Origin of the sequence: Mycobacterium sp. 48b (genome assembly GCF_048282725.1) — a bacterium.
GTDB lineage: Bacteria > Actinomycetota > Actinomycetes > Mycobacteriales > Mycobacteriaceae > Mycobacterium.
This window is the reverse complement of sequence record NZ_JBLVUL010000001.1, coordinates 5466896-5488427: the sequence shown is the minus strand read 5'-3', so window position 1 is coordinate 5488427 and position 21532 is coordinate 5466896. Positions and strand designations below refer to the sequence as shown.

General features: G+C 66.3%; 21 protein-coding genes. 11 read left to right on the top strand and 10 right to left on the bottom strand.

Annotated features, from left to right (window positions below):
• From ACNQR1_RS26790 to ACNQR1_RS26750, 9 genes are read right to left on the bottom strand one after another with little or no spacing between them, the layout of a single operon-like run.
• A complete protein-coding gene (locus tag ACNQR1_RS26790) occupies positions 1 to 828 on the bottom strand; it encodes a TIGR03619 family F420-dependent LLM class oxidoreductase (RefSeq protein WP_418048648.1) in 828 nt (275 codons plus the stop codon).
• Positions 825 to 1223, bottom strand: coding sequence for a PaaI family thioesterase (locus ACNQR1_RS26785; RefSeq protein ID WP_418048647.1), 399 nt, complete (start codon positions 1221 to 1223; stop codon positions 825 to 827). Before ACNQR1_RS26785 ends, ACNQR1_RS26790 begins: the two co-directional genes overlap by 4 nt.
• Positions 1220 to 2347: an NDMA-dependent alcohol dehydrogenase gene (locus ACNQR1_RS26780; protein WP_418048646.1), complete on the bottom strand. Its 1128-nt coding sequence runs from the start codon at positions 2345 to 2347 to the stop codon at positions 1220 to 1222. Before ACNQR1_RS26780 ends, ACNQR1_RS26785 begins: the two co-directional genes overlap by 4 nt.
• Positions 2344 to 3834, bottom strand: a complete 1491-nt coding sequence (locus ACNQR1_RS26775; RefSeq protein ID WP_418048645.1) for a class I adenylate-forming enzyme family protein — start codon at positions 3832 to 3834, stop codon at positions 2344 to 2346. Before ACNQR1_RS26775 ends, ACNQR1_RS26780 begins: the two co-directional genes overlap by 4 nt.
• Complete coding sequence (locus ACNQR1_RS26770; RefSeq protein WP_418048644.1) at positions 3834 to 5264, bottom strand: class I adenylate-forming enzyme family protein; 1431 nt, start codon at positions 5262 to 5264, stop codon at positions 3834 to 3836. The genes ACNQR1_RS26775 and ACNQR1_RS26770 overlap by 1 nt, the downstream gene beginning before the upstream one ends.
• On the bottom strand, positions 5257 to 6705 hold the full coding sequence (locus tag ACNQR1_RS26765; RefSeq protein WP_418048643.1) for a class I adenylate-forming enzyme family protein: 1449 nt from the start codon (positions 6703 to 6705) through the stop codon (positions 5257 to 5259). The genes ACNQR1_RS26770 and ACNQR1_RS26765 overlap by 8 nt, the downstream gene beginning before the upstream one ends.
• Positions 6705 to 7478, bottom strand: coding sequence for an enoyl-CoA hydratase/isomerase family protein (locus ACNQR1_RS26760; RefSeq protein ID WP_418048642.1), 774 nt, complete (start codon positions 7476 to 7478; stop codon positions 6705 to 6707). The genes ACNQR1_RS26765 and ACNQR1_RS26760 overlap by 1 nt, the downstream gene beginning before the upstream one ends.
• Positions 7479 to 7480: 2 nt before the next feature.
• Positions 7481 to 8296, bottom strand: coding sequence for an enoyl-CoA hydratase/isomerase family protein (locus ACNQR1_RS26755; RefSeq protein ID WP_418048641.1), 816 nt, complete (start codon positions 8294 to 8296; stop codon positions 7481 to 7483).
• Between the two features lie 14 nt (positions 8297 to 8310).
• Positions 8311 to 9105 (bottom strand): enoyl-CoA hydratase/isomerase family protein, encoded by a 795-nt coding sequence (locus tag ACNQR1_RS26750; protein ID WP_418048640.1) that lies wholly within the window; start codon positions 9103 to 9105, stop codon positions 8311 to 8313.
• Between the two features lie 91 nt (positions 9106 to 9196).
• Between ACNQR1_RS26750 and ACNQR1_RS26745 the strand changes: the two genes are divergently transcribed.
• Genes ACNQR1_RS26745 through ACNQR1_RS26735 form a run of 3 tightly spaced genes read left to right on the top strand, consistent with a single transcriptional unit; the run spans position 9197 to position 12069 of the window.
• Entirely contained in the window at positions 9197 to 9970 is a 774-nt protein-coding gene (locus tag ACNQR1_RS26745) for a FadR/GntR family transcriptional regulator (protein WP_418048639.1), read from the top strand.
• Positions 9960 to 10835, top strand: coding sequence for an enoyl-CoA hydratase/isomerase family protein (locus ACNQR1_RS26740; protein WP_418048638.1), 876 nt, complete (start codon positions 9960 to 9962; stop codon positions 10833 to 10835). Before ACNQR1_RS26745 ends, ACNQR1_RS26740 begins: the two co-directional genes overlap by 11 nt.
• 52 nt (positions 10836 to 10887) lie before the next feature.
• Entirely contained in the window at positions 10888 to 12069 is a 1182-nt protein-coding gene (locus tag ACNQR1_RS26735; protein WP_418048637.1) for a thiolase family protein, read from the top strand.
• A gap of 61 nt (positions 12070 to 12130) precedes the next feature.
• On the opposite strand, the gene ACNQR1_RS26730 is transcribed toward ACNQR1_RS26735, so the two are convergent.
• On the bottom strand, positions 12131 to 12895 hold the full coding sequence (locus tag ACNQR1_RS26730; RefSeq protein WP_418048636.1) for a TetR/AcrR family transcriptional regulator: 765 nt from the start codon (positions 12893 to 12895) through the stop codon (positions 12131 to 12133).
• A 264-nt stretch (positions 12896 to 13159) separates the two neighbouring features.
• Here ACNQR1_RS26730 and ACNQR1_RS26725 point away from each other — a divergent pair, with 264 nt between their 5' ends.
• The 8 genes from ACNQR1_RS26725 to ACNQR1_RS26690 all read left to right on the top strand — a co-directional run bounded on the left by ACNQR1_RS26725 (position 13160) and on the right by ACNQR1_RS26690 (position 21522).
• Entirely contained in the window at positions 13160 to 13921 is a 762-nt protein-coding gene (locus ACNQR1_RS26725; RefSeq protein ID WP_418048635.1) for a crotonase/enoyl-CoA hydratase family protein, read from the top strand.
• A gap of 43 nt (positions 13922 to 13964) precedes the next feature.
• Positions 13965 to 14759, top strand: a complete 795-nt coding sequence (locus ACNQR1_RS26720) for an SDR family NAD(P)-dependent oxidoreductase (protein ID WP_418048634.1) — start codon at positions 13965 to 13967, stop codon at positions 14757 to 14759.
• A 29-nt stretch (positions 14760 to 14788) separates the two neighbouring features.
• Entirely contained in the window at positions 14789 to 15796 is a 1008-nt protein-coding gene (locus ACNQR1_RS26715) for a dihydrodipicolinate synthase family protein (protein ID WP_418048633.1), read from the top strand.
• 112 nt (positions 15797 to 15908) lie between these two features.
• Complete coding sequence (locus tag ACNQR1_RS26710; protein ID WP_418048632.1) at positions 15909 to 16730, top strand: enoyl-CoA hydratase; 822 nt, start codon at positions 15909 to 15911, stop codon at positions 16728 to 16730.
• Positions 16731 to 16734: 4 nt separating this feature from the next.
• On the top strand, positions 16735 to 17982 hold the full coding sequence (locus ACNQR1_RS26705; RefSeq protein ID WP_418048631.1) for an amidohydrolase family protein: 1248 nt from the start codon (positions 16735 to 16737) through the stop codon (positions 17980 to 17982).
• Positions 17983 to 17990: 8 nt separating this feature from the next.
• Entirely contained in the window at positions 17991 to 19607 is a 1617-nt protein-coding gene (locus ACNQR1_RS26700) for an acyl-CoA synthetase (protein ID WP_418048630.1), read from the top strand.
• Positions 19608 to 19612: 5 nt separating this feature from the next.
• Positions 19613 to 20449 carry an amidohydrolase family protein gene (locus ACNQR1_RS26695; protein WP_418050521.1) on the top strand — a complete coding sequence of 279 codons (837 nt, stop codon included), beginning with the start codon at positions 19613 to 19615 and terminating at the stop codon, positions 20447 to 20449.
• The gene (locus tag ACNQR1_RS26690) at positions 20449 to 21522 is read left to right on the top strand and encodes an acyl-CoA dehydrogenase family protein (RefSeq protein ID WP_418048629.1); all 1074 of its coding nucleotides are present in this window, start codon (positions 20449 to 20451) and stop codon (positions 21520 to 21522) included. Before ACNQR1_RS26695 ends, ACNQR1_RS26690 begins: the two co-directional genes overlap by 1 nt.
• The last annotated feature ends 10 nt before the right edge of the window (positions 21523 to 21532 follow it).

Genomic DNA, 21532 nt, shown 5'->3' with positions numbered 1-21532 from the left:
CTACAGCGCCTCGCCGATCGCGTGGAGGGCCGTGAGTTGATCGCAGAAGTGTTCGGCACTGCGTGCCTGCACCGAACAGTTGGCGATCGTGGCACCGGTGTCGTGCAGCCGGTCCAGGCGATTGCGCGCGGAATCCGGATCACCCAGTGGGTCCAGCGCCACACCGGGGGAGAGGACGACGTCGAACCCCGCGGGCAGTTGGTGCGGCGACAGGAACTCCGCGATCGTGTCCGGCGAGAGGCCGAAAGGCATCCAGCCGGTGCCCAATTCGACGGCCCGGCGTAGCGAGCGTTTGGTGCGCCCACCCACCCAGACCGGGAGATCCGTCGTGGTGGCGTGCGGTTCGATGGCGAAGCCGTCGACCACCGGCTGCCCCCACGCGGCCCGCAGCCTGGAGATGTCCCGATCGGCGGCGGCCCCGCGATCCTCCCACTGTGCGCCGAGCAGTTCGAACTCCTCGGTCAGCGATCCGACGCCGACGCCGAGGATCACCCGTCCGCCGCTGAGCCGGTCGAGGGTTCCGTAGCTCTTGGCCAGTGCCACCGGGTGGTGATACGGGAGCACCACCACTGCGGTAACCAGCCGGATACGTCGGGTCCGGGCCGCGAGGAACGACAAGGTGGCCAGCGGATCCCAGTACACCGTCCCGCGCACCGCCGAGGCCGAGGCCGGAATTCCGGTGTGCTCGGCACACGTGAGGTGGTGAAACCCCAGGCTGTCTGCGGCTTCGGCGATCAAGGCAAGCTCGTCGGGGCCTGCGCCGGTCTCCCACGGTGAAAACTCACCGGGATGCTGCATGACGACGGGTGTGGATAGTCCGAGCTTCACGACGTTGCCTCCTTGGCTTGGATCTTCGCAAAGCTGACGGTGGCGACGACGGCCAGGTCATTGTCCGGGACGGTGAAGATGTCGACCTGGATCACCATGGAGCGCTTGCCGGCGTGCACGATGCGGGCCACGGCCCGTGCCGCACCATCGGTGACCGGCCGTAGATAGCGCAGGTTGAGGTCCGACGTCACCACGCTGTGGCCAGGTGGCAGCCGGCGCATGGCCAGCTTGCCCGCTGCGGTGTCCACCAGGGTGGCGAGCAGACCACCTTGCAAACCGCCGTTGGTGTTGATCACATGTGGAGCCACGGGAAGCTCGACCACGGCCTCATCGTCGGTCCCAGGGGCGTCCCGATAACCGATCAGCTCGAACAGTTCGAAGATGTTGGTGGTCAACGGTCAGCCTCCGTATAGCGGATCACCCCACGAATATTGTTTCCCTCCAGCATGTCCCGATAGGCCTCGTTGATCTCTTCGAGGCGGTACTCGCGGGTCACCATGTCATCGAGGTTCAATTGACCGAGCTGGTAGAGCGTCAGCAGGTTCGGAATGTCGAACTGTGGGTTGCCGCCGCCGAACAGGCTGCCCTGCAGACTCTTCTGCAACAGGGTCAGGCCGGCCAGGTTGAGCTTGGTTTCGTCGTCGACGACGTTGCCCATTGCGGTGAGCACGCATGTGCCGCCCTTGGCGGTGAGCTGCATCCACGACTCCACCTCGTGGCCGTCGGCACGTCCGACGGTGACGATGACCTTGTGGCACATCCGGCCTCCGGTCGCCTGGGCCACCCCGGCCAAAGCGGCGGCCATGTCGGGGAAGGCCTCGCGCGCACCGAACTTGAGGGCCTGCTCGCGTTTCCATTCGACTGGGTCGACGGCGAAGATGCGGCGGGCCCCGGCGATCGCGGCGCCCTGTATGGCCGCGGCGCCGACACCACCGATGCCGATCACAGCCACATCCTCACCCGGCCGGACATTCGCGCTGCGCACTGCAGACCCGTATCCGGTGGTCACCCCGCATCCCACGAGGCAGGCGACCTCGAAAGGAATCGACGGGTCGATCTTCACCACGGACGTCCGGTGAACGACCACGTACGGAGAGAAGGTGCCCAGCAGCGACATGGGAATCACGTTCTTGCCCTTGGTCTGTACGCGGAATGATCCATCCGACACCGAGGCGCCGGCCAGCAGGCCCATGCCGAGGTCACATAGATTGCGCAACCCGACCTGGCAGGCCGGACAACTCCCACAGGAAGGGATGAACGACATCACCACGTGATCGCCGACCTCGAGGCCTTCGGTGTCCGGCCCGACCTCCACGATCACCCCGGCACCTTCGTGACCGCCCAGGATGGGGAAGTCGGCCATCGGGATGTCTCCGGTCATCAGATGGTGGTCCGAGTGACACAGGCCTGCCGTTTCCAGGGCGACCTTGACTTCGCCCCTGCGGGGATCGCCGATCTCGATCTCCTCGATCGACCACGGTTGACCGAAGTCCCACACCAGGGCACCTTTGGTTTTCATCGTCGAACACCTTCCCTCAGCATGACGCACAGTGCGGCATTGTCGACCTTCCCGGTGGCTCCCCGCGGGACGTCGTCCTCGTCGTCGAGCAGCAGCCACAGCGCGGGCACCTTGAACGAGCTGATGGCGCCACGGGCGGCCGTATGGAGCGCCTCGATTGAGAGGCCCTCGCCCACCACAACCGCTGCGACCCGATTGGCTTGGCCGTCAGGAACATTGACCACAAAGGCCGCCCGGACCCCGGGAATGGACCGCAGCGCCCGTGCCACTTCACTCGGATACACCGTGGCGCCGCGGACCTTGAACATGTCGTCGGACCTGCCGCGGTAGAACAGGAATCCGCCGGCGTCCAGGCTCCCCAGATCGCCGGTCTGGTAGTAGCCGTCGGCGGTGAAGACATCTTCTCGGCTGCGCCGGCAGATGCCCCGCATCACGTGCGGACCGCGGATCTGGATCGCCCCGGTCTCCCCGCAGGGCAGCGCGACGCCCGTCGTGACGTCGACGATGCGCACGTCCATCCCGTCGAACGGCTTACCGCAGCTTCCCCACGCCGATTCCGGCATGTCGGTGTCTGCCCGGAATCCGCAGTACGGACCGAACGATTCGGTCATCCCCAACAACGACGCCCGGGCGCCGGGCCGTGACCGCAAGCCGGCCGGCAACAGCGCCTCCAGGCTTCCGGGCCGTAGCGAGTTCAGATCCGCGGTGGCGGCGTGGCGGGCGAGCGTCTCTGCCTGCTCGGGCCAGCCCCGGAACAGTGTGACCTGTTCGCGCTGAAGCAGTCCCAGCGTGGATTCGGGGTGGGGGACGGGTTCGGTCACCAGCGTGGCCCCGGCCAGCAGGGCCGAGAGGATGCCGGCGCCGAAGCCCCCCACCCAGAAGAACGGCATGGGCAGATACAGCCGGGTGTCGGCCGTGATGCACCGTGCGTCGAGCCCGGAACGCACCGCGCCCAAGGCATTCCTGTGCGAATGGAGGGTGCCCTTCGGCGGTCCGCTGCTACCCGAGGTGAACATGATGACCATCGGGTCGCTTTCGCGCACGCACCCGGCCATCGCGTCTGCCGTGCCACGCGTTTCGCTGAATCGCAGCGCCTCCTCGACGGTCCACACGGCGCGCAGCGCGGGCAGCCGACTCCGGTCCACCGGGTACCGATGACCCCGGAATTCCTCGACCGCGATGACGAACTGCACCGAGGCCATACGCAATTGCGCCGTCAGTTCGCCAGGGCGCAACAGTGTGCTCAGCGGTACGAGGACAGCCCCGATCCGCATCAGAGCGATCGCGATCCGGACCCAGTCCACCCCGTTGGGCATGATGAGCCCGACCCGCGACCCCTTGGCGACGCCGGCGGCGATGAATCCCGATGCCAGTTCGGCTGTGCTGGTGTCAAGTTCGGCGTAGGTCAGGCGACCGTCGGGGTCGATCACCGCGGGCTTCGTCGACAAGGCGTGCATGCGCACCAGTGCGTCGATGGTGTCAGGCATCAAAACAATCCCCGCAAGCCGGGAACATCCAGCTTGCCGCTGGACAGTGTCGGCACGTCAGCGGTGCCACATACCGCGAACATCCGAGGAACCTTGTACGCCGACAGCGTGCCGCGCAGTTCGTTTCGGACGGCATCGATGTCAACGGGGTCGTCGCTGACGATGACGGCCGCAACGATCTGCCCGCGGGTCGCATCGGGCAGGCCCAGAACGTGCGAGGTGAGTCCCAGTGCCGCCAGTGCCGTCTCCACCTCACCGGGGGTGACGTTGGCGCCGGCCGTCTTGATCATCGCGCCGGCCCGGCCGAGGAAATAGAAGTAACCGTCGTCGTCGACGCGTACCAGATCACCGGTGTGAAACCAGCCGTCCGCGTCGAAGCAGTCCTCGCGGTTGCGTCCGTAGTAGCCCTGCATGAGATACGGCCCGCGTACGCACAATTCGCCCGATGCGAGCACCTTCGTTTCGAATCCGGGTGCGGGCCGGCCATAGCTGCCGCGGCGACGCTCGGGCTGATCGCCGTCGTCGTGGTCGACCAGCACCACGCTGCCGGTCTCGGTCATCCCCAGCATGTTGTGCCGCAGCTCCGGGTCGGCGGGCCTGCGGTCGGGCGCCATGACGGGGTAGAGGTTGCCGCGCCTCGCGGTGAAGTGGCGGGCCGGGTAGCTGGGATCGCTGCTGAGGTGGGCGATCCCGGCGACGAAGCCGTTGGTGACGGTGGGTTTCTCGGCCTCGATCAGGTCGAGGGTGGCGCCCGCGTCGGCCGAGTTCGAACAGATCAGGGTGGCCCCGGCGGTCATCGTGGCCAGCAGCCCGAACGCGAACCCGCCGATCCAGAAGAACGGCGAGTTGCAGAACAGCCGGTCGGCGGCCGTGAGCTCACGGATCTCGTTGAGGTTGCGCTGATGTCCGATCAGTGATCCGTGGGTGTGGACCACGCCCTTGGGGGAGCCGGTGGATCCCGAGGTGTAGATGATCGCCAGCGGATCGCTTCCGTCCACGTCGTCTTCGAGATCGGCCAGGGCCGCGATGTCGGCGCGGGGCAGATCGAACAACACGTGCCGCAGGCACGGGGCGTCGATGCCGGCAAGCCGCTGCTCGTAGTCATGATTGCGAAAACTGCGTGCCGACAGCAGGATCGCGGTATCGCTGTCGCGCAGCTGGGTATGCAGCTCCGCGGCGGTGAGGAAGGTGGAATACGGCACCACCACCGCACCGATGCGGGCGGCCGCGAGCATCCCGACCACGAAGTCGACGCCGTTCGGATAGAGCAGCCCGACGTGCGTGCCCTTCCCGGCGCCGAGCGCGATCAGGCCGCAGGCCACCTCGGCGGAGCGGCGCTGTGCCTCGGCGTAGCTGATCCGTTGCTCGTCGCAGATCAGCAACGGCTGATCGGCACACCCGCGCAGCAACCCGGCAACGGTGTCAGACACGTGAGGCGAAATGGTCCCGGACGGCGCCGAGATCAGCTTTCCCCGAGGGAGTTCGGGGAATCGTCTCGACGATGGCGATGTCGGTGGGGATCTCGTAGCGGGCCAGCCGGCCACCGAGGTACTCGAGCAGCGCGTCGACGGTGGTTGTGCCGTGCAGTTCCACCATGGCCACCGGTGTCTCGCCGAGCCGGTCGTCGGATATGCCGATCACGGCCGCACCGCGCACAGCAGGGTGGCTTTCCAGGGCAGTGCGGACATCGTCGGGCATCACTTTGAAACCGCCGCGGATGATGGCCTGGTCGGCGCGGCCGAGGATCCAGACGAATCCGTCGGCGTCGATACGTGCCAGGTCGGTGGTGCGCAGCCAGTCCGCGTCGGCATCGAACTGTGCCGGTTTGACCTCCAGCAGGCCCTTCTCGTCCGGCGCCAGTGGATTGCCGTCTTCGTCGACCACCCGCAGCCGGGCACCCGGGTTCGCCCGGCCCACGCTGCCGCGCTTGTCTTTCCAGTACTTCTGATGGTCTGCCAGCGTCCACCCGGCGACCCCGCCGCCGAACTCGGTGGCAGCATACGAGGTCAACACCGGGATACCGAACTTCTCGGTGAACGCGTCGGCGTCATCGGCCGACAGCGGAGCGGTACCGGAGGTGACCGCACGGACCCCGGCGAGGTCGTCGCGGGCGAGGTCGGAGTGGAGCACCATGCGCAGCGCGGCAGGCACCAGGGACACCGCCCTCGGCTGGTGTTCGCGCACGGCGGCGACCCAGCGGGTGAGGTCGAATTTGGCCAGTAGCACGAACGACCGCGCTTCGGCGATGCACAACAACACCCGGTACACGCCGCCGACATGCACCAGCGGCGAGTTGACGATGGCGACGCCGCGCCGCAGTTCTGTTGGTGCCGGCGAATTTTCGGGATCTCGGCCGATGACGCTGCGCGCCAGCATGTCGTAGGTCAGATCGACCCGTTTCGGTGGTCCGGTGGTACCGCTGGTGAGCATCCACACCGCCACACCCGGGCGGGCCTCGTCATCGGACGGGTCGGTGGCAGGGCTGACCTCGGGTTCGGTGTCCAGATCCCGGATCGTCACGGTCGTCGTCGCGGGCGAGGGGGTCGCCAGTGCGGCGATGTCCTCGGCCAGGCCGACGAGCACCGGCAGGCGGAGGGCTTCGATGTCGGCGCGGGTGCGCTCGTCCCCACGGGACGGGTTGATCACGACGACGGTGCCGCCGGCCGCCAGCACACCGAGCAGTGTCGCCACATGCGCGGGCTGATTGCGCAGCATGATGCCGACCCGCGTGCCGGAGGCGACCGCGCCGATGCGGCGCGCCAGCGTCGCGATCTGGCCCCAGGTGTACCACTGACCGTCGTACTGGATGGCGTTCGCCGACGGGTCCAGATCGAGAACGTCGTCGATGCGGTGCGAAAGAGGGTGGGCCATCAGCGAATCCGGGGGGATGTCTTGGGCAGGGGACGTTCGGCCAACTCGGCCTTGGCGAGCGGATTGCCCAGCCGGGTGTAGATGAGGCCCTGGTCCATGGCGGCACGGTAGGGCTTGTCCAGAGACTCCCAGATCGCCTTCACCGTGCCCTGGGTGGCAGTCGGCGGTTTGGCGGCGATGGTGGTGGCGATCTCGTTCGCGCGGCCCCACAACGCCTCTCTGGCCACCACTTCGGTCACCAGTCCGATGCGCAGGGCAGTCTCGGCGCTGACGCGTTCGTCGTTGCCCATCAACGCCATCCGCAAGGTATCGCCGAGCCCGACCCGCCGCATCAGGCCGATCGGCTCCAACGCCGACACCAAACCGGCGCTGACGTGAGAATCGAAGAAGGTGGCCTCCTGCGAGCAGATCACCACGTCGGCCTCGTTGACGAAGTACAGCGCGCCGGCCGTGCACATGCCCTGCACCGCGCACACCACCGGCTTCCACATCTTCTGCCACTTCGGGCTCAGGAGTTCACCGGGATCCTCGTGGTTCCAGACGATCTCGGGCTGTCCGTAGCTGGACTTCACGTCCAGCCCCGCGCTGAACGCCCGGTCGCCGGACGCCCGCAACACCACGGCATTGATGCCCTCGTCGTCTTTGACGGCGTGCCAGGCATCGCGCATCTCGTTGCACATCGCGCGGTTGAACGAGTTCAGCGCTTCGGGACGGTTCAGCGTGACGGTGGCGACCCGTGATTGGTGGTCGAAGTCGAGGAGGATGGTTTCCACGATTACCGCGCCTGCCAGTTGGGCTTGCGCTTCTCCACGAATGCGCGCGGGCCCTCCAGTGCATCCTCGGTGCGGACCACGCGCTCACGGAAGGTCTCGGCCAGGATCTCGCCCTCGTGCAGTGGCAGATCCAGGGTCTTGTGAATGGCCAGCCGCGTTCCCCGCACCGCCAGCGGGGCGTTGAGGCACACCGTGTCGGCGATCTCGTGCGCGCGTTCCAGCAGTTGAGAGTGTTCGACGATCTCGGTGATCAGCCCGAGTTCGTAGGCGCGCTCGACGGTCATGCGTTCGTGCTTGCCCATCAACGCCATTCGCAGCGCCACCGAACGAGGCAGAGCCTTGGCCAGCCGCACCATCTCGCGCGCGGCCACCAGGCCGATGCTGACGTGCGGGTCGAAGAACGTCGCCTTGTCCGAGGCGATCACGATGTCGCCGGTGGTGACCCAGTCCAGGCCGGCGCCGCAGCAGATCCCGTTGATCGCCACCACTACGGGCTTGGCCATGCTGCGGAACGGCGGGGTGCCCTCCTGCGGTGCCTCCCACTGTTCGTAGGTGGACAGGTAGGGCCGCTCGTTGAGGACCTTTCCGTCGCCTGGGATCTCCTTGACATCGGCGCCCGTGCAGAACGCGCGGCCGGTCGCGGTGACGATCATCAGCCAGACGTCGTCGTCGTTTTCCGCTTCGGCGTAGGCGGACCGCAACTCGGTGATCATGTGGGGTGACAGCGCATTGAGCGCGTCGGGCCGATTCATGGTGATGGTGGCCTTGTGGCCGTCCACCTCGTACTTGATCGTGTCGTACGTAGTCGACGCAGTCATGTGTTTCCTTCGGTTCAACGGCCCCGGAAATCCGCGTCACGGCGTTCCCGGAACGCGGCCAGGCCTTCTTTGAAATCGGTGGTGCGACAGGAGAGTTCCAGGTTGGACAGCTCCTGATTGAGAGATTGCGACAAGCTGGCGTGCTGGCCGTAGGCGATGGCCTGTTTGGCGAGCCCGATCGCGACGGTCGGTCCGGCGGCCAGCCGCGCCAACAAGGAGTCCACTGCCGCATCCAACTGGTCGGCCGGAACCGCATCGTGGATCAGGCCCCAGTCGGCAGCTTGGGATCCGGTGACCTTCTCGCCGAGCAGCAGCATGCGCTTGGCCCGGGCCACCCCGGCCAGGCGGGGCAGCAGCCAGGTCGCGCCGGAGTCGGGGGTGAACCCGCGGCTCATGAACGGTTCCCAGAACGTCGCCTCGCTGTCGGCGACGGTGAAATCGGCGGCCAGCGCCAGGTTGCAGCCCAATCCCACCGCCCAGCCGCGGACCGCGCACACCACCGGCAGTTGGATGGTGGCGACCAGTTCGATGACGCGGTGTGCGGTGTGCGGGATCCGCCGGACCAGATCGCCGGTGCGGGGCCGCTGACCTGAATCGTTGGTGGCGACCCAGTCGGCTCCGGCGCAGAAGTTGTCACCGGCCCCCGTGATGGCGACGGCCCGCAGGGAATCGTCGTAGGCGGCCGCCGACAGGATACCGACCAGGTCGTCGATCATCTGATGGTTCAACGAGTTACGCCGCGACGGGCGGTCGAGGGTGATGCGCAGGGTGGAGTCCGCGCGGGTCGTGGTCACCGAACCGTCACTCACCTGGATTCCAGCCTTTCCCAATCCATACAGTTGCCCATACAGTAGGCGATGCGGTTACTATCTTGTACAAGTTAGCAAGGAAAGGTCGCCGATGGAAGGACGCGCACGGCGCATCCGGCAGCCCCGGGTTGCCGAGATCGTCGCGTCCAAGCTGCGCGACGACATCCTCTCCGGGCGCTTGCGTGAGGGCGACATCCTGCCCACTCAGGAGAGCCTGTTCCAGGAGTTCGGGGTCAGTCCGCCGGCATTGCGCGAGGCCATTCATCTGCTGGAGACCGACGGGCTGATCTCGGTGCGTCGCGGAAACGTCGGGGGAGCGGTGGTGCAGATGCCCTCGGCCGACCGCACCGCCCACATGATCGGCATGGTGTTGCAGACGCGGGCTGCCACACCGGCCGATGTGAGTGAGGCCCTGCTGCATCTCGAGCCGATCTGTGCGGGCATGTGCGCCGCCCGGGACGACCGCGCCACCGAGGTGGTCCCTCACCTGCAGGCCGAGATCGACCTTCAGGCAGCGCAGTTCGACGACACCGCGCAGTACGTGCCCAACGCCCGTAGGTTCCACGAAGCCCTGGTATCCCGATGCGGCAACGAGCCGATGATCCTGCTGATCGGCTCGCTGGAGCTGATCTGGTCGACGCACGAGTCCGGGGTGTGGACGGGCGAGGGCGAGGCGGGTATGTCCATCACGACCATGCGGGCCGCGCTGCGGGACCACCAGCGGCTGGTGGACGCGATCGCCGACGGCAACACGGCCCGGGCCGCCAAGCTCGCGGCCGACCATCTCACCGCGGCGCGGCGCACCACGCTGGCCGCAGGCAACGACAAAACCATTGAAGCGAGGTTGATTTCGAATGACAGATGACCGGGTGCTGTTCGAGGTCGATGCGGACCACCGCATCGCCACCATCACGCTGAACAATCCCAAGCAGCGCAACTCCTATGACGCGGCCATGCGCGACGAGATCGCCCGTTACTTGGACATCGTGGCCGACGACGACGATCTGACCGTCGTCCTGCTTCGTGGTGCCGAGGGGGTGTTCAGTACCGGCGCGGATATGAACAACGCTTACGGTTGGTATGGAGAAGAGGGTAAGAAAGACGCCGCGCCGAAAAAATCCCGCCCGAGCCAGCGCCGCCGACTTACCGTGGACCGCAAGTCTTTTGGCTTCTACCACAACTTCATGGGCTTCCCGAAGGTCACTGTGGGCGAGATCAGCGGGTACGCACTCGGCGGTGGGTTCGAGATGGCGTTGATGACGGACATCTCGGTGATCGCCCGCGATACCAAGATCGGGATGCCGGCCACCCGGTTCCTCGGTCCGGCGCTGGGCAGCCTGCACATGTTCTTCCACCGCCTCGGCCCGGTGCTGGCCCGGCGGATGCTGCTCACGGGGGACATCGTCGAGGCCGGTTCCATCGAGCACCTCGGCATCTTCACCGACACCTGCGATGCCGATCAGGTGACGGCGCGTGCGCAGTACTGGGCGGCCAAGGCGGCCAAGATGCCTGCCGACGGGGTGGTGATGGCCAAGGAGGCGTTCCGGCTGGTCGAGCAGAGTCAGGCCTACCAGGGCGAGGAGGTGGCCAGCTACATCTTCCACGCCTATGGCACCAACCTGCAGTTCTCGCCGGGTGAGTTCAACTTCGTCAAGACCCGCGCGCAGCATGGAACGAAGGAAGCGTTCCGGCTGCGTGACGAACATTTCCACGTCCCCGAACCACAGTAGAAACCCGTCCTGATACCGTTACAGAAACACGATTTAGCGTAAAGGTGGAACCATGCCAACACCCGTCATCGTGGGCGCTGCCCGCACAGCGATCGGCCGTTCCTTCAAGGGAACGCTGGTCAACACCCCGCCGGAAACCCTGATCACCACCGTCCTGCCCGAGGTCGTGCGTCGCGCCGGCATCGCCCCGGAGGCCATCGACGATCTGATCTTCGCCGAATCGAACTACGGCGGCGGAGATATCGCGCGCTACGCGGCCGACGCGCTGGGCTGGCAGTCGGTGCCCGGGCAGGCCGTCAACCGGCACTGCGCGGGATCGCTCACCGCGATCGGCAACGCGTCGGCCCAGATCGGCTCCGGCATGGAGCGGGTCCTGGTGGCAGGCGGTGTGCAGTCACTGTCGTCGTCGCCGCTGATGAAGTGGCGGGTTCCGGGATTCGGTCCCGAGATCGAGTTCATCGAGCCCTGGATGACCCCGACGCACGTCGAGACCCCGGATGCGCCGATGCGCGACATGTCGATCACGGTCGGCTGGAACACCGCACAGGCAGCCGGGATCACCCGCGAAGACATGGACGCCTGGGCCGCGCGGTCGCACCAGCGGGCCATCGCCGCGATCGATGCAGGCAAGTTCCTCGACGAGATCGTGCCGCTGAAGGTCAATCAGCCCGACGGCTCGGTCATCGAGTTCAGCGTCGACGAGCACCCGCGCCGCGGTACCACCGCCGAGAAGCTCGCCGAACTCAAGGTCCTGCACCCGGAGATCGAAGGATTCTCCATCACCGCGGGCAACAGCAGCGGCACCAACGACGCTGCCGCTGCTGTCGCCCTGGTCGGCGACGACTATGCGGCCGCGGAGAACCTCACCGTGATGGCCAAGGTCAGGGCCTGGGGCGCGGTCGGCGTCGCCGCTCGTGACACCGGCCTCGGCGGCGTCGAGGTGATCGGCAAGGTCCTGGACCGCGCCGGGCTGAAGGCGTCCGATGTGGCGCTGTGGGAGATCAACGAGGCCTTCGCCTCGGTGCCGATCGCCGCCGTGCGCAAGTACGGCATCGACGAGGAGCTGGTGAACTTCTCCGGCAGCGGCTGCAGCCTGGGTCACCCCATCTCGGCCTCGGGTGCACGCATGGTCACCACGCTGATCTACGAACTGCAGCGTCGTGGTGGCGGTATCGGTGTGGCCGCGATGTGCGCCGGTGGCGGTCAGGGCGGCGGGCTGGTCATCGAGGTCTGACGCACGGTTGGCTCTGCGTCCCGGCGCGAATGTCCGAGAAGGATGCGCCGCGGACGCGGAGTCAGCTGGCTGCGGCCTTGCGCCGGGCGGGCGTCTTCTTCGCCTTGCCGGCATTCGCCTCGATCCGCTGGGCGGCGTGGTCGAGGATGCACTCCAGGCCGTACTCGAAGTTCTTCTCGTCGGCCGCACCGATGCGGTGCCCCTCGCTGGTGACCTGCGCCAGCAGCGGGGTGACCTCGGGGTCGATGACCATGGTCTCTTCGTAGTCGCCGGGCGCGTTGTCGGTGGCCCGGTTCTTCTCGTAGAGGCGGTGCAGCACAACCGACCCGCGCACGTGTACCGACACGGCCGAATATGTGTCGAAGGCGTCCTCTACCGACAGCCCGGCCTCGACCAGACCGGAGATCGCGGTCTCCATCTCCTGCACGCCAAGGCGTGCGGCGCGCGGGCTCAGTGCCGAGCGAATGAGAATGAGATCACACAGGATCGGGTTGCCCATGAAAGCTTTTCGCATGGTCCGGGCATGGTTGGCAAGCGACTCACGCCAGTCCTTGGCCTCCACATAGGGGGTGGCGACGACGAACTCGCGCAGCGCGCGGTCGGTCATCGCGTTGAGCAGATCGTCCTTCTTGCGGAAGTACCAGTAGATGCTCGTGACGCCGACGCCCAGATGTTTGCCCAGCAGCGGCATGCTGAGGTTGTCGATCGACACCTGCTCGGCGAGATCGAATGCGCCGTTGATGATGTCGTCCGGATTGATGGACCCACGTTCGCGCCGTTGACGCTTCTCAGTGGTCGGTTGCTTTGCCACTGCGGGCACCTCCATCGAAATCGATTCTGCTCAAGTCGTCCCTGTGCCGCGCGTCAATTGCAGGTGAATTTACCGCCGGCCGCCAGCTGAACTGCGCCTATGCGCGCGTGTCGCGGGGTCTTGTCGCTGTCAACCTTACCGGTAGCCCTTCCGTGGGTGCCTTCCACCGTTGGCGCCGACGCGTCGCTCGCGCCCGGCCGACGGGGTGTCGCCCTTGTACTGTAATCCCTATAGTAGGCTTTTCCGGGTTATTGGGCTTCGTGAGCGAAGGGGCAGTTGGTGTCGGAAGTAGTTCTGCGGGAGCGTCGGGGTCGGACGCTCGTCATCACGATCAATCGTCCGGAAGCGCGCAATGCGTTCAATCTCGCGGTGGTCCAAGGACTCGCCGATGCCATGGACGAACTCGACGACACCCCCGAGCTGTCGGTGGCTGTCCTCACCGGCGCGGGTGGAAACTTCTGCGCGGGCATGGACCTGAAGGCGTTCGCCTCGGGCGAGCTGCCCTACGTTCCGGGCCGTGGCGCGGGTTTCACCGAGCGTCCTCCCCGTAAGCCGCTGATCGCCGCGGTCGAGGGATTCGCGCTCGCCGGGGGTACCGAGCTGGTCCTGGCGACCGACCTGGTGGTCGCCTCCAAGGTCGCGAAGTTCGGCATCCCTGAGGTCAAGCGTGGCCTGGTCGCCGGCGGCGGCGGCCTGCTGCGGCTGCACCAGCGCATCCCGTACCAGAAGGCGATGGAACTCGCGCTCACCGGCGACAGCTTCACGGCCGAGGAAGCCGCCGCGTGGGGTTTCGTCAACAAGCTGACCGAGCCCGGCGAGGCACTCGACGGTGCGCTCGAGCTCGCCGATCGGATCACCGCCAACGGCCCGCTGGCCGTAGCCGTGACCAAGGAGATCATCGCGTCGTCGTCGGAGTGGTCGGCCGATGAGATGTGGAAGAAGCAGGGCGAACTGCTGGCACCGGTGTTCTCCTCCAACGACGCCAAGGAAGGGGCGGTGGCCTTCGCCGAGAAGCGCGCCCCCAATTGGACCGGTTCCTGAGTCCGGCGGGTAGGAGCGAAGCGACCGGGGAGTTGTTTGGGACATGGATCTCGGATTCGCAGGTGCGGCCACCGTCGTCGTGGGCGGTGGCCGTGGAATGGGCTTCGCGACGGCCCAATGTCTGGCCGAGGACGGTGCGCGGATCGCGATCGTTGGGCGGTCCCGCGACGTACTCGACGCTGCCGCAACGGAGCTGGCCCGGCTGGGATCGCCGGAGACGCTGGCGATCGTCGCCGACACCTCGGACAGCTCCCAGGTCGAACGGGCCTTCGCCGATGTGGGTGAGCGCTGGGGTGAGATCAACGCACTGATCAACACGGTCGGCCCAGGGGCCGCGGGCAACTTCGAGGAGTTGACCGACGACCAGTGGCAGGAGGCGTTCGACGCGGGCCTGATGGGCATGGTGCGCTGCGTGCGTGCGGCATTGCCGTTGCTGCGCAACGCCGAATGGGCACGCATCGTCAACTTCTCCGCGCATTCGGTCCAGCGGCAGAGCACGCGGCTGCCGGCCTATACGGCGGCCAAGGCGGCCGTCAACAGTGTGTCCAAGAACCTGTCGCTGTTGTTGGCCAAGGACGAGATCATGGTCAATGTGGTGTCCCCGGGCAGCATCTCGTCGGAAGCGCTGCGAGGCTGGGCGGACACGGTAGGTGTCGACGGTGACGACCCATATGCGTTGATGGCGGCGATCGGCGAACATTTCGGGCACCCCGCCCACCTGCCGCGCGCCGGGCTTCCCGGCGAAATCGGGCCTGTTGCGGCATTTCTCGCCTCCAAGCGCAACTCATACATGACGGGTGCGAACGTGAACGTGGATGGTGGCTCGGACTTCAATTGACGTTCATCTGAGCCCAGGAGGAGCACGACATGGCAACAGCAGCCGAAGCGCGGGACTGGGCTCGAGATGCACTGCGCGGAATCGGTGACTCGCTGTACACGCCGTTCTGCGGAACCGACGGTGACGACATCGACTGGGACGCCTACCGGTACCTCGTGCGCTACTGCGTCGGCGATCTCGGTCACCAGATGCTCTGGTGTACCAGCGGTTTGGCGGAGTTCTGGGCGCTGACCCTGGCGGAACGCAAGCAGCTGCTCGAGGTGGCGATCGACGAGGGTCGACGAGCCAACCCCGATGTCGTGATCCAGGCCTGCACCGCGGCGACGTCGGCAAAGGACTGCCTGGAACTCACGCTGCACGCGCAGCAGGCCGGCGCAGACATCGTCTACATCCAGACGCCGATGATGGAGGCACACGCCGGGGAGGGCACTCTCCGTTTCTTCCGGTATGTGGCCGATCGCACGGATATCGCGCTGGGGATGTTCAACTCGCCGTCCTCGGGCTATGTGCTGACACCCGATGAAAGCGCCCGGATCGCAGAGGCGATCCCCGCGGTGTGTGCCACCAAGGAGGGCGCGTTCCGGCCGGCGGCGAGCCGCCGGCTGCATGAGCTTGCGCCGTATCTGGCGGTATGGGAATGCGACACCACGGTGTACCGGGCCGGCTGGCTGCGGGAGGGCATCGTCTGCCCGGCGCAGTTGGGCACGGCCGGATATCTCTACGAAACCCCGCAACGTCGCATCTTCACCGAGTACTGGGACCTGGTGTACGCAGACCGGCTCATCGAGGCGATGGACTTCGGCAGGGACTCCGGACTGGACCAGTTCAGCCTCGACATGGGGTCCTGGTTCACCTGTTACCCGGGCCGGGCCGACTATTTCACCCACTGGGCCGACGCGTTCAAGCACGCGGCGTCGGTGCTGGGCTTGCCCATCGGCGATTACCCGCATTCCCGTCCGCCCCAGGCGCTGCTGCCGGATGTGGCGAAGACCCAGATCGAGACCGCTTATCGGAAGCTCGGTTTGATCGACGCCTGACCCGTCTTTGTGCAGGTCGTGGCCGCAACGCCAGGCTTGCGGAATGCACTACCGATAGGTATACAGTATGTATGTCTGAACGGCTGGTGTGGCATCGGGGAGGTATCGGCGAATGACAGTCGCTGACAGTGTGGGAACCGAGGCGGTTCTCTACGAGGTCACCGACGGCGGGGTCGCGGTCATCACGCTGAACCGCCCCGACCGGCTGAACTCCTGGGGTGCGGACATCTCCGCCGGCGTCTACGCGAGTTTCGATCGCGCCGAAGCCGATCCGGTGGTTCGCGCGATCGTGTTGACCGGTAGCGGACGCGGATTCTGCGCCGGCGCCTACATGGGTGCCATGCAGGACCTCGGCGCCAGCATCAGTGAAGACACGGATGTCAGCAAGATCGTCGGCGAACGCCACCCGCATTTTCTCACCGAACTGCGCAAGCCGGTCGTCGCTGCCATCAACGGGGCGTGCGTCGGCATCGGCCTCACCCACGCGTTGATGTGCGATGTCCGATTCGCCGCGGCCGGTGCGAAATTCGCCACCGCGTTCCCTCGCCGGGGATTGATCGGCGAATACGGCATCACCTGGATCCTGCCGAGGCTCGCAGGCTGGGGCGCCTCGGCCGATCTGCTGCTGTCCGGCCGGACCTTCTTCGCCGAAGAGGCCGCCCAGCTCGGCTTGGTGAAAGAGGTTGTCGCGCCTGAGGATCTGCTGGCCCGCGCGCTGGAGTACGCCGAGGATCTGGCCCGCAACTGCTCTCCGGCCTCGATGGCGGTGATCAAGCGTCAGCTCTACGGCGATGCCAATGACAACGTCGTCGACGTCAGTGACCGGGCCGAGAAGCTCATGCACGAGTCCATGGTCCGCCCCGATCTCGTCGAGGGCATCACCGCATTCTTCGAAAAACGGCCCCCGAACTTCCCGCCCCTGAAAGAAGGTTGATGACATGACCGAAGCTCCCGAACGGCTTCCGTACCTCGCCGTCGACGTCGACAACCACTATTACGAGCCGACCGACGCGTTCACCCGGCACCTGCCCAAGGAGTTCCGCAGCCGTGGTGTGCAGATGGTGCAAGACGGCAAGCGGACCCTGGCCGTCATGGGCGGAACGGTCAACCACTTCATCCCCAACCCGACCTTCGACCCCATCATCGAGCCGGGCTGCCTGGATCTGTTGTTCCGCGGCGAGATCCCCGAGGGCGTCGATCCATCTTCTCTGATGAAGGTCGACCGGCTTTCCGAGCACCCCGAATACCAGAATCGCGACGCCCGCCTGAAGGTGCTCGACCGCCAGCGCCTCGAAACCGTGTTCATGCTGCCGACTTTCGCGTGTGGCGTGGAGGAGGGGCTCAAGCACGACATCGAGGCCACCATGGCTTCGGTGCATGCCTTCAACCTGTGGCTGGACGAGGACTGGGGCTTCGACCGACCTGACGGCCGCTTCGTGTCCGCCCCGATCATCTCGCTGGCCGATCCGGTGAAGGCGGTCGAGGAAGTCGAGTTCGTGATCGGCCGCGGCGCCAAGCTGGTCTGTGTGCGGCCGGCCCCGGTGCCGGGCGCGGTGCGGCCCCGCTCGCTCGGGGACCCGTTGCACGATCCGGTGTGGGCGCGCCTGGCAGAGGCCGGTGTCGCCGTGGTCTTCCATCTGTCGGACTCCGGGTACATGGCCGTTCCGGCGTTGTGGGGCGGCAGCGGAGTGTTCAAGGGGTTCGGCAAGCGTGATCCGCTCGACATGGTGATCATGGACGACCGCGCCATCCACGACACGATGGCCTCGATGATCGTGCACCAGGTCTTCACCCGGCATCCCAAGCTCAAGGTGTGCAGCATCGAGAACGGCTCCTACTTCGTCTACCGGCTGATCAAGCGGCTGAAGAAGGCCGCCAACAACGCGCCGTACCACTTCAAGGAGGATCCGGTCGAGCAGCTGCGCAACAACGTCTGGATCGCGCCGTACTACGAGGACGACGTGAAGCTGCTCGCCGACACCATCGGCGTCGACAAGATCCTGTTCGGCTCGGACTGGCCGCACGGCGAGGGCTTGGCCGATCCGACCACCTTCACCGCCGACATCCCGCAGTTCCCGGAGTTCAGCCTCGAAGACACCCGGAAAGTCATGCGCGACAACGCCCTCGAACTCCTCGGCGACCCGACCCGGACTGCACCCGGTGTCGCGGGTCTGGTGTCGGTCTAACCGCCGCCATGGCCGAATGGACGATCGGCGCCGTCGTCGACGCGATCGCCGAGGCGGTACCCGACCGGGAGATGACGGTGTGCGGCACTCGTCGCACGACCTTCGCGCAGGGTGCCGAACTGACCCGCCGGCTGGCCAATTTCCTGGCCTCGCGCGGGCTGGGTGCGTACCGGGAGCGTCGGGATCTGAACCGCTGGGAATGCGGGCAGGATGTGGTCGCGCTCGTGATGCACAACGACCGGTACCCCGAGATGGTGATCGGTTGCCTCAAGGCACGGACGGTCCCGGTGAACGTGAACTACTACTACTCGCCGGGCGAGGTGGCCGACCTGTTGGCCTACTTGAAACCCCGCGCGGTGATCTACCACCGATCTCTGGGGGCCAGGTTCAAAGACGTCCTCGGAAAAGGCACAGCCGAGGTGCTCATCTCCGTCGACGACGGCGAGGGCGAGGAGTTGCCGGGCGCGGTGACTCTGGAAGATGCTCTGGCACAGGGGGACACAGAGCGTTCGGGCTCGGCATCGCCCGATGACCTGCTCATGGTCTGTACGGGCGGCACGACCGGCCGCCCCAAAGGGGTGATGTGGCGCCAGGGCGACATCTACGTGTCGTCGATGAACGGCGCCGACCATGATCAGGTGAGCGAGATCCACGACAAGGTGGCCAATGCCGGCCCGCCGTGGTTCGCGGTGTCGCCGTTGATGCACGCCGCCGGCATGTGGACCGCGTTCTCCGGCCTGCTGTCCGGCCAGACGGTGGTGCTGCACGACACCAAGCCACGCTTCGACCCGCGCACGGTGCTCGAAACCGCGCAGCGCGAGAAGATCGGGCTGATGACAATGGTGGGCGACGCGTACGCCGCGCCGATCGTCGAGGAGCTCGGCCGGCGAACCTATGACCTGTCGTCGATGTTCGCGATCGGCACCGGTGGTGCGGCCACCAACCCGAAACATCAACGCGCACTGCTGGAACACCTCCCGCAGATCACCATCATCAACGGGTTCGGGTCCTCGGAGACCGGCAATATGGGATTCGGTCACACCCAGCGTGAAACGCCGACCGCCGAGACCTTCCAGCTGCGGGCCGGTGGGTTGGTCCTGGCCGACGACTACTCCCGTTTCCTGGATCCCGGCGACACCCAGGTGGGCTGGGTGGCGCGCAACGGCCGAATCCCGCTCGGCTACTTCAACGACGAGGCGGCCACGGTCAAGACCTTCCCCGAGGTGGCCGGCGAACGGGTGGTGGTTTCGGGCGACCGCGCGTCACTGGACGCCGACGGCACCCTGCGCCTGTTGGGGCGGGACTCGTTGGTGGTCAACACCGGTGGCGAGAAGGTGTTCGTCGAGGAGATCGAGGAAGTCCTGCGGGCGCACCCTCAGGTGGTGGACGCGCTGGCTGTCGGCCGGCCCAGCGAGCGGTGGGGTGAAGAGCTCGTCGCACTGGTGTCGATCCGCGATGTGGTGGATGCGACTGCGTTGAGGGAACACTGCGCGACCCGGCTGGCCCGGTTCAAACTTCCCAAGGATGTGCTGTTCGTCGAGGAGATTCGCAGACTCGGCAACGGCAAGGCTGATTATCGCTGGGCCAAGAGCCTGGCCTCGGAACAGGCGGAGACGAGGGCGTGACGCGCATGGAGAATCGAGTGATCGACTGTCTGGCCAACGTGCACTTCGGCGAGACCGAGAACCAGCCCACCTTCATGAAGAAGGTGCGCGACGACTACTTCAAGGGTCCGAAGTCGATGTATGACCCCATCGACCTGTCGGAGCTGCTCGACGAGATGGACACGCACGGTGTGCGGAAGGCCATCCTGATGGATTCCCTGGCCAAACCATCGGTGACGGCGCGGAAGTTCGTCGAGGCACATCCCGATCGCTTCGCGCTGGCGATGGGCGGGGTCAACCTGTTACGCCCCATCCCGTCGTTACGTGAACTGGCAGCCGTCGTGGCCGACCTTCCGGTCGCCTACACCGTTGTCGGGCCCAGCTTCTGGGGAGACGGTCAGTACCCGCCGAGCGACGCGGTGTACTACCCGCTCTACACCAAGTGCGCCGAGATGGAGCTGCCGCTGTGCGTCAACACGGGCATACCCGGCCCGCCGATTCCGGGCGAGGTGCAGAACCCGATCCACCTCGACCGCGTGTGCGTGCGGTTCCCGGAGCTGAAGCTGTGCATGATCCACGGCGCAGATCCGTGGTGGGACATCGCGATCCGGATGCTGATCAAATACCAGAACCTGCGGTTGATGACGTCGGCATGGTCGCCCAAGCGGCTGCCGGAAACCCTGCTGCACTTCATGCGGACCCGGGGGAAGGGCAAGGTCATCTTCGCCTCGGATTTCCCGGTGCTACGCATGCAGCGCGTGGTGCCCGAAGCGCTGGCCCTCGACCTGCCCGCTGATGTGCTCGACAACTACCTCTACAACAATGCCGCGGAGTTCTTCTTCGGCGAGAATCGGGAGAGCTGATGGACCGCTACGAACTTCGCAGGCTGGATTACAGCCTGACCGAGGACCACGTCGACCTGCAGACCGCATACCGGCAGTTCTTCAAGACGCACTCCGACATCGAGACCGTGCGTGCCGCCGAACCTTCGGGTTTCGACAAGAGTCTGTGGGAACGGTTGTGCGCCATGGGCGCCACCACGATGGCGCTCCCGGAATCCGTGGGCGGTGACGGGGCGACTCTGGTCGATCTGACGCTGGTGGCCGAGGAGATCGGCCGTTCGCTGGCCCCCGTGCCGTGGATCGACCATGTTGTGGCGGCGCGGTTGCTGGCACGACTCGGCGCGTTGGATGCCGACGACGCATCCGAGATCGTCAACGGAACCCGGTTGGTCGCCTTCGACCCCCAGCAGGTTGCGCCCAGCGGCAGCCGGCTGATCCCGGCAGGTTCGGTCGCAGACCACATCATCGTTCGGGACGGCAAGAATGACGGTGCGATTGCGCAGTTGAGTTTCTCGACGCGTCCGGCCCGGGTCGACAACATCGGAAAGCTCCCGATGGCCTGGGTGGATCCGGCGACAGCGGACAGCCGCCTGGTGCTGGCCGACGGCGAACAGGCATTGGCGGCCTATCAGCGGGCGCTGGATGAATGGCGCCTGTTGACGGCCGCGGCGCTGGTGGGTCTGGTCGAGGAGACCATGACGATCGCCGCGGAGTTCGCCAAATCCCGCTACACCCTGGGGGTGCCGATCGGGACGCTGCAGGGGATCTCACACCCGCTGGCCAACATCGCCATCACGGTCCAGAGCGGCCGGGGCCTGGTGCGCCGGGCGGCGTGGTTCCTCGACAATGAGCCGGATGAGCGGCCGGAACTCGCGCCGTCGGCGTTCGTGTTCATGGCCGAGGAGGCCGCCAAGGCCGCCACCATGGCGGTACACGTGCAGGGTGGCCTCGGTGTGTCCGCGGAGGCGGCAGCCACCGCGTATCTGGTACGGGCTCGCGGCTGGGCGCTGGCCGGTGGTGATCCGGGGGCGACCGCGGTGCACATCGCCCGCATCGTCGCGGACCGCGAAAGCCGCGAATTGGCAAAGGTTTAGGGGAGCAAGA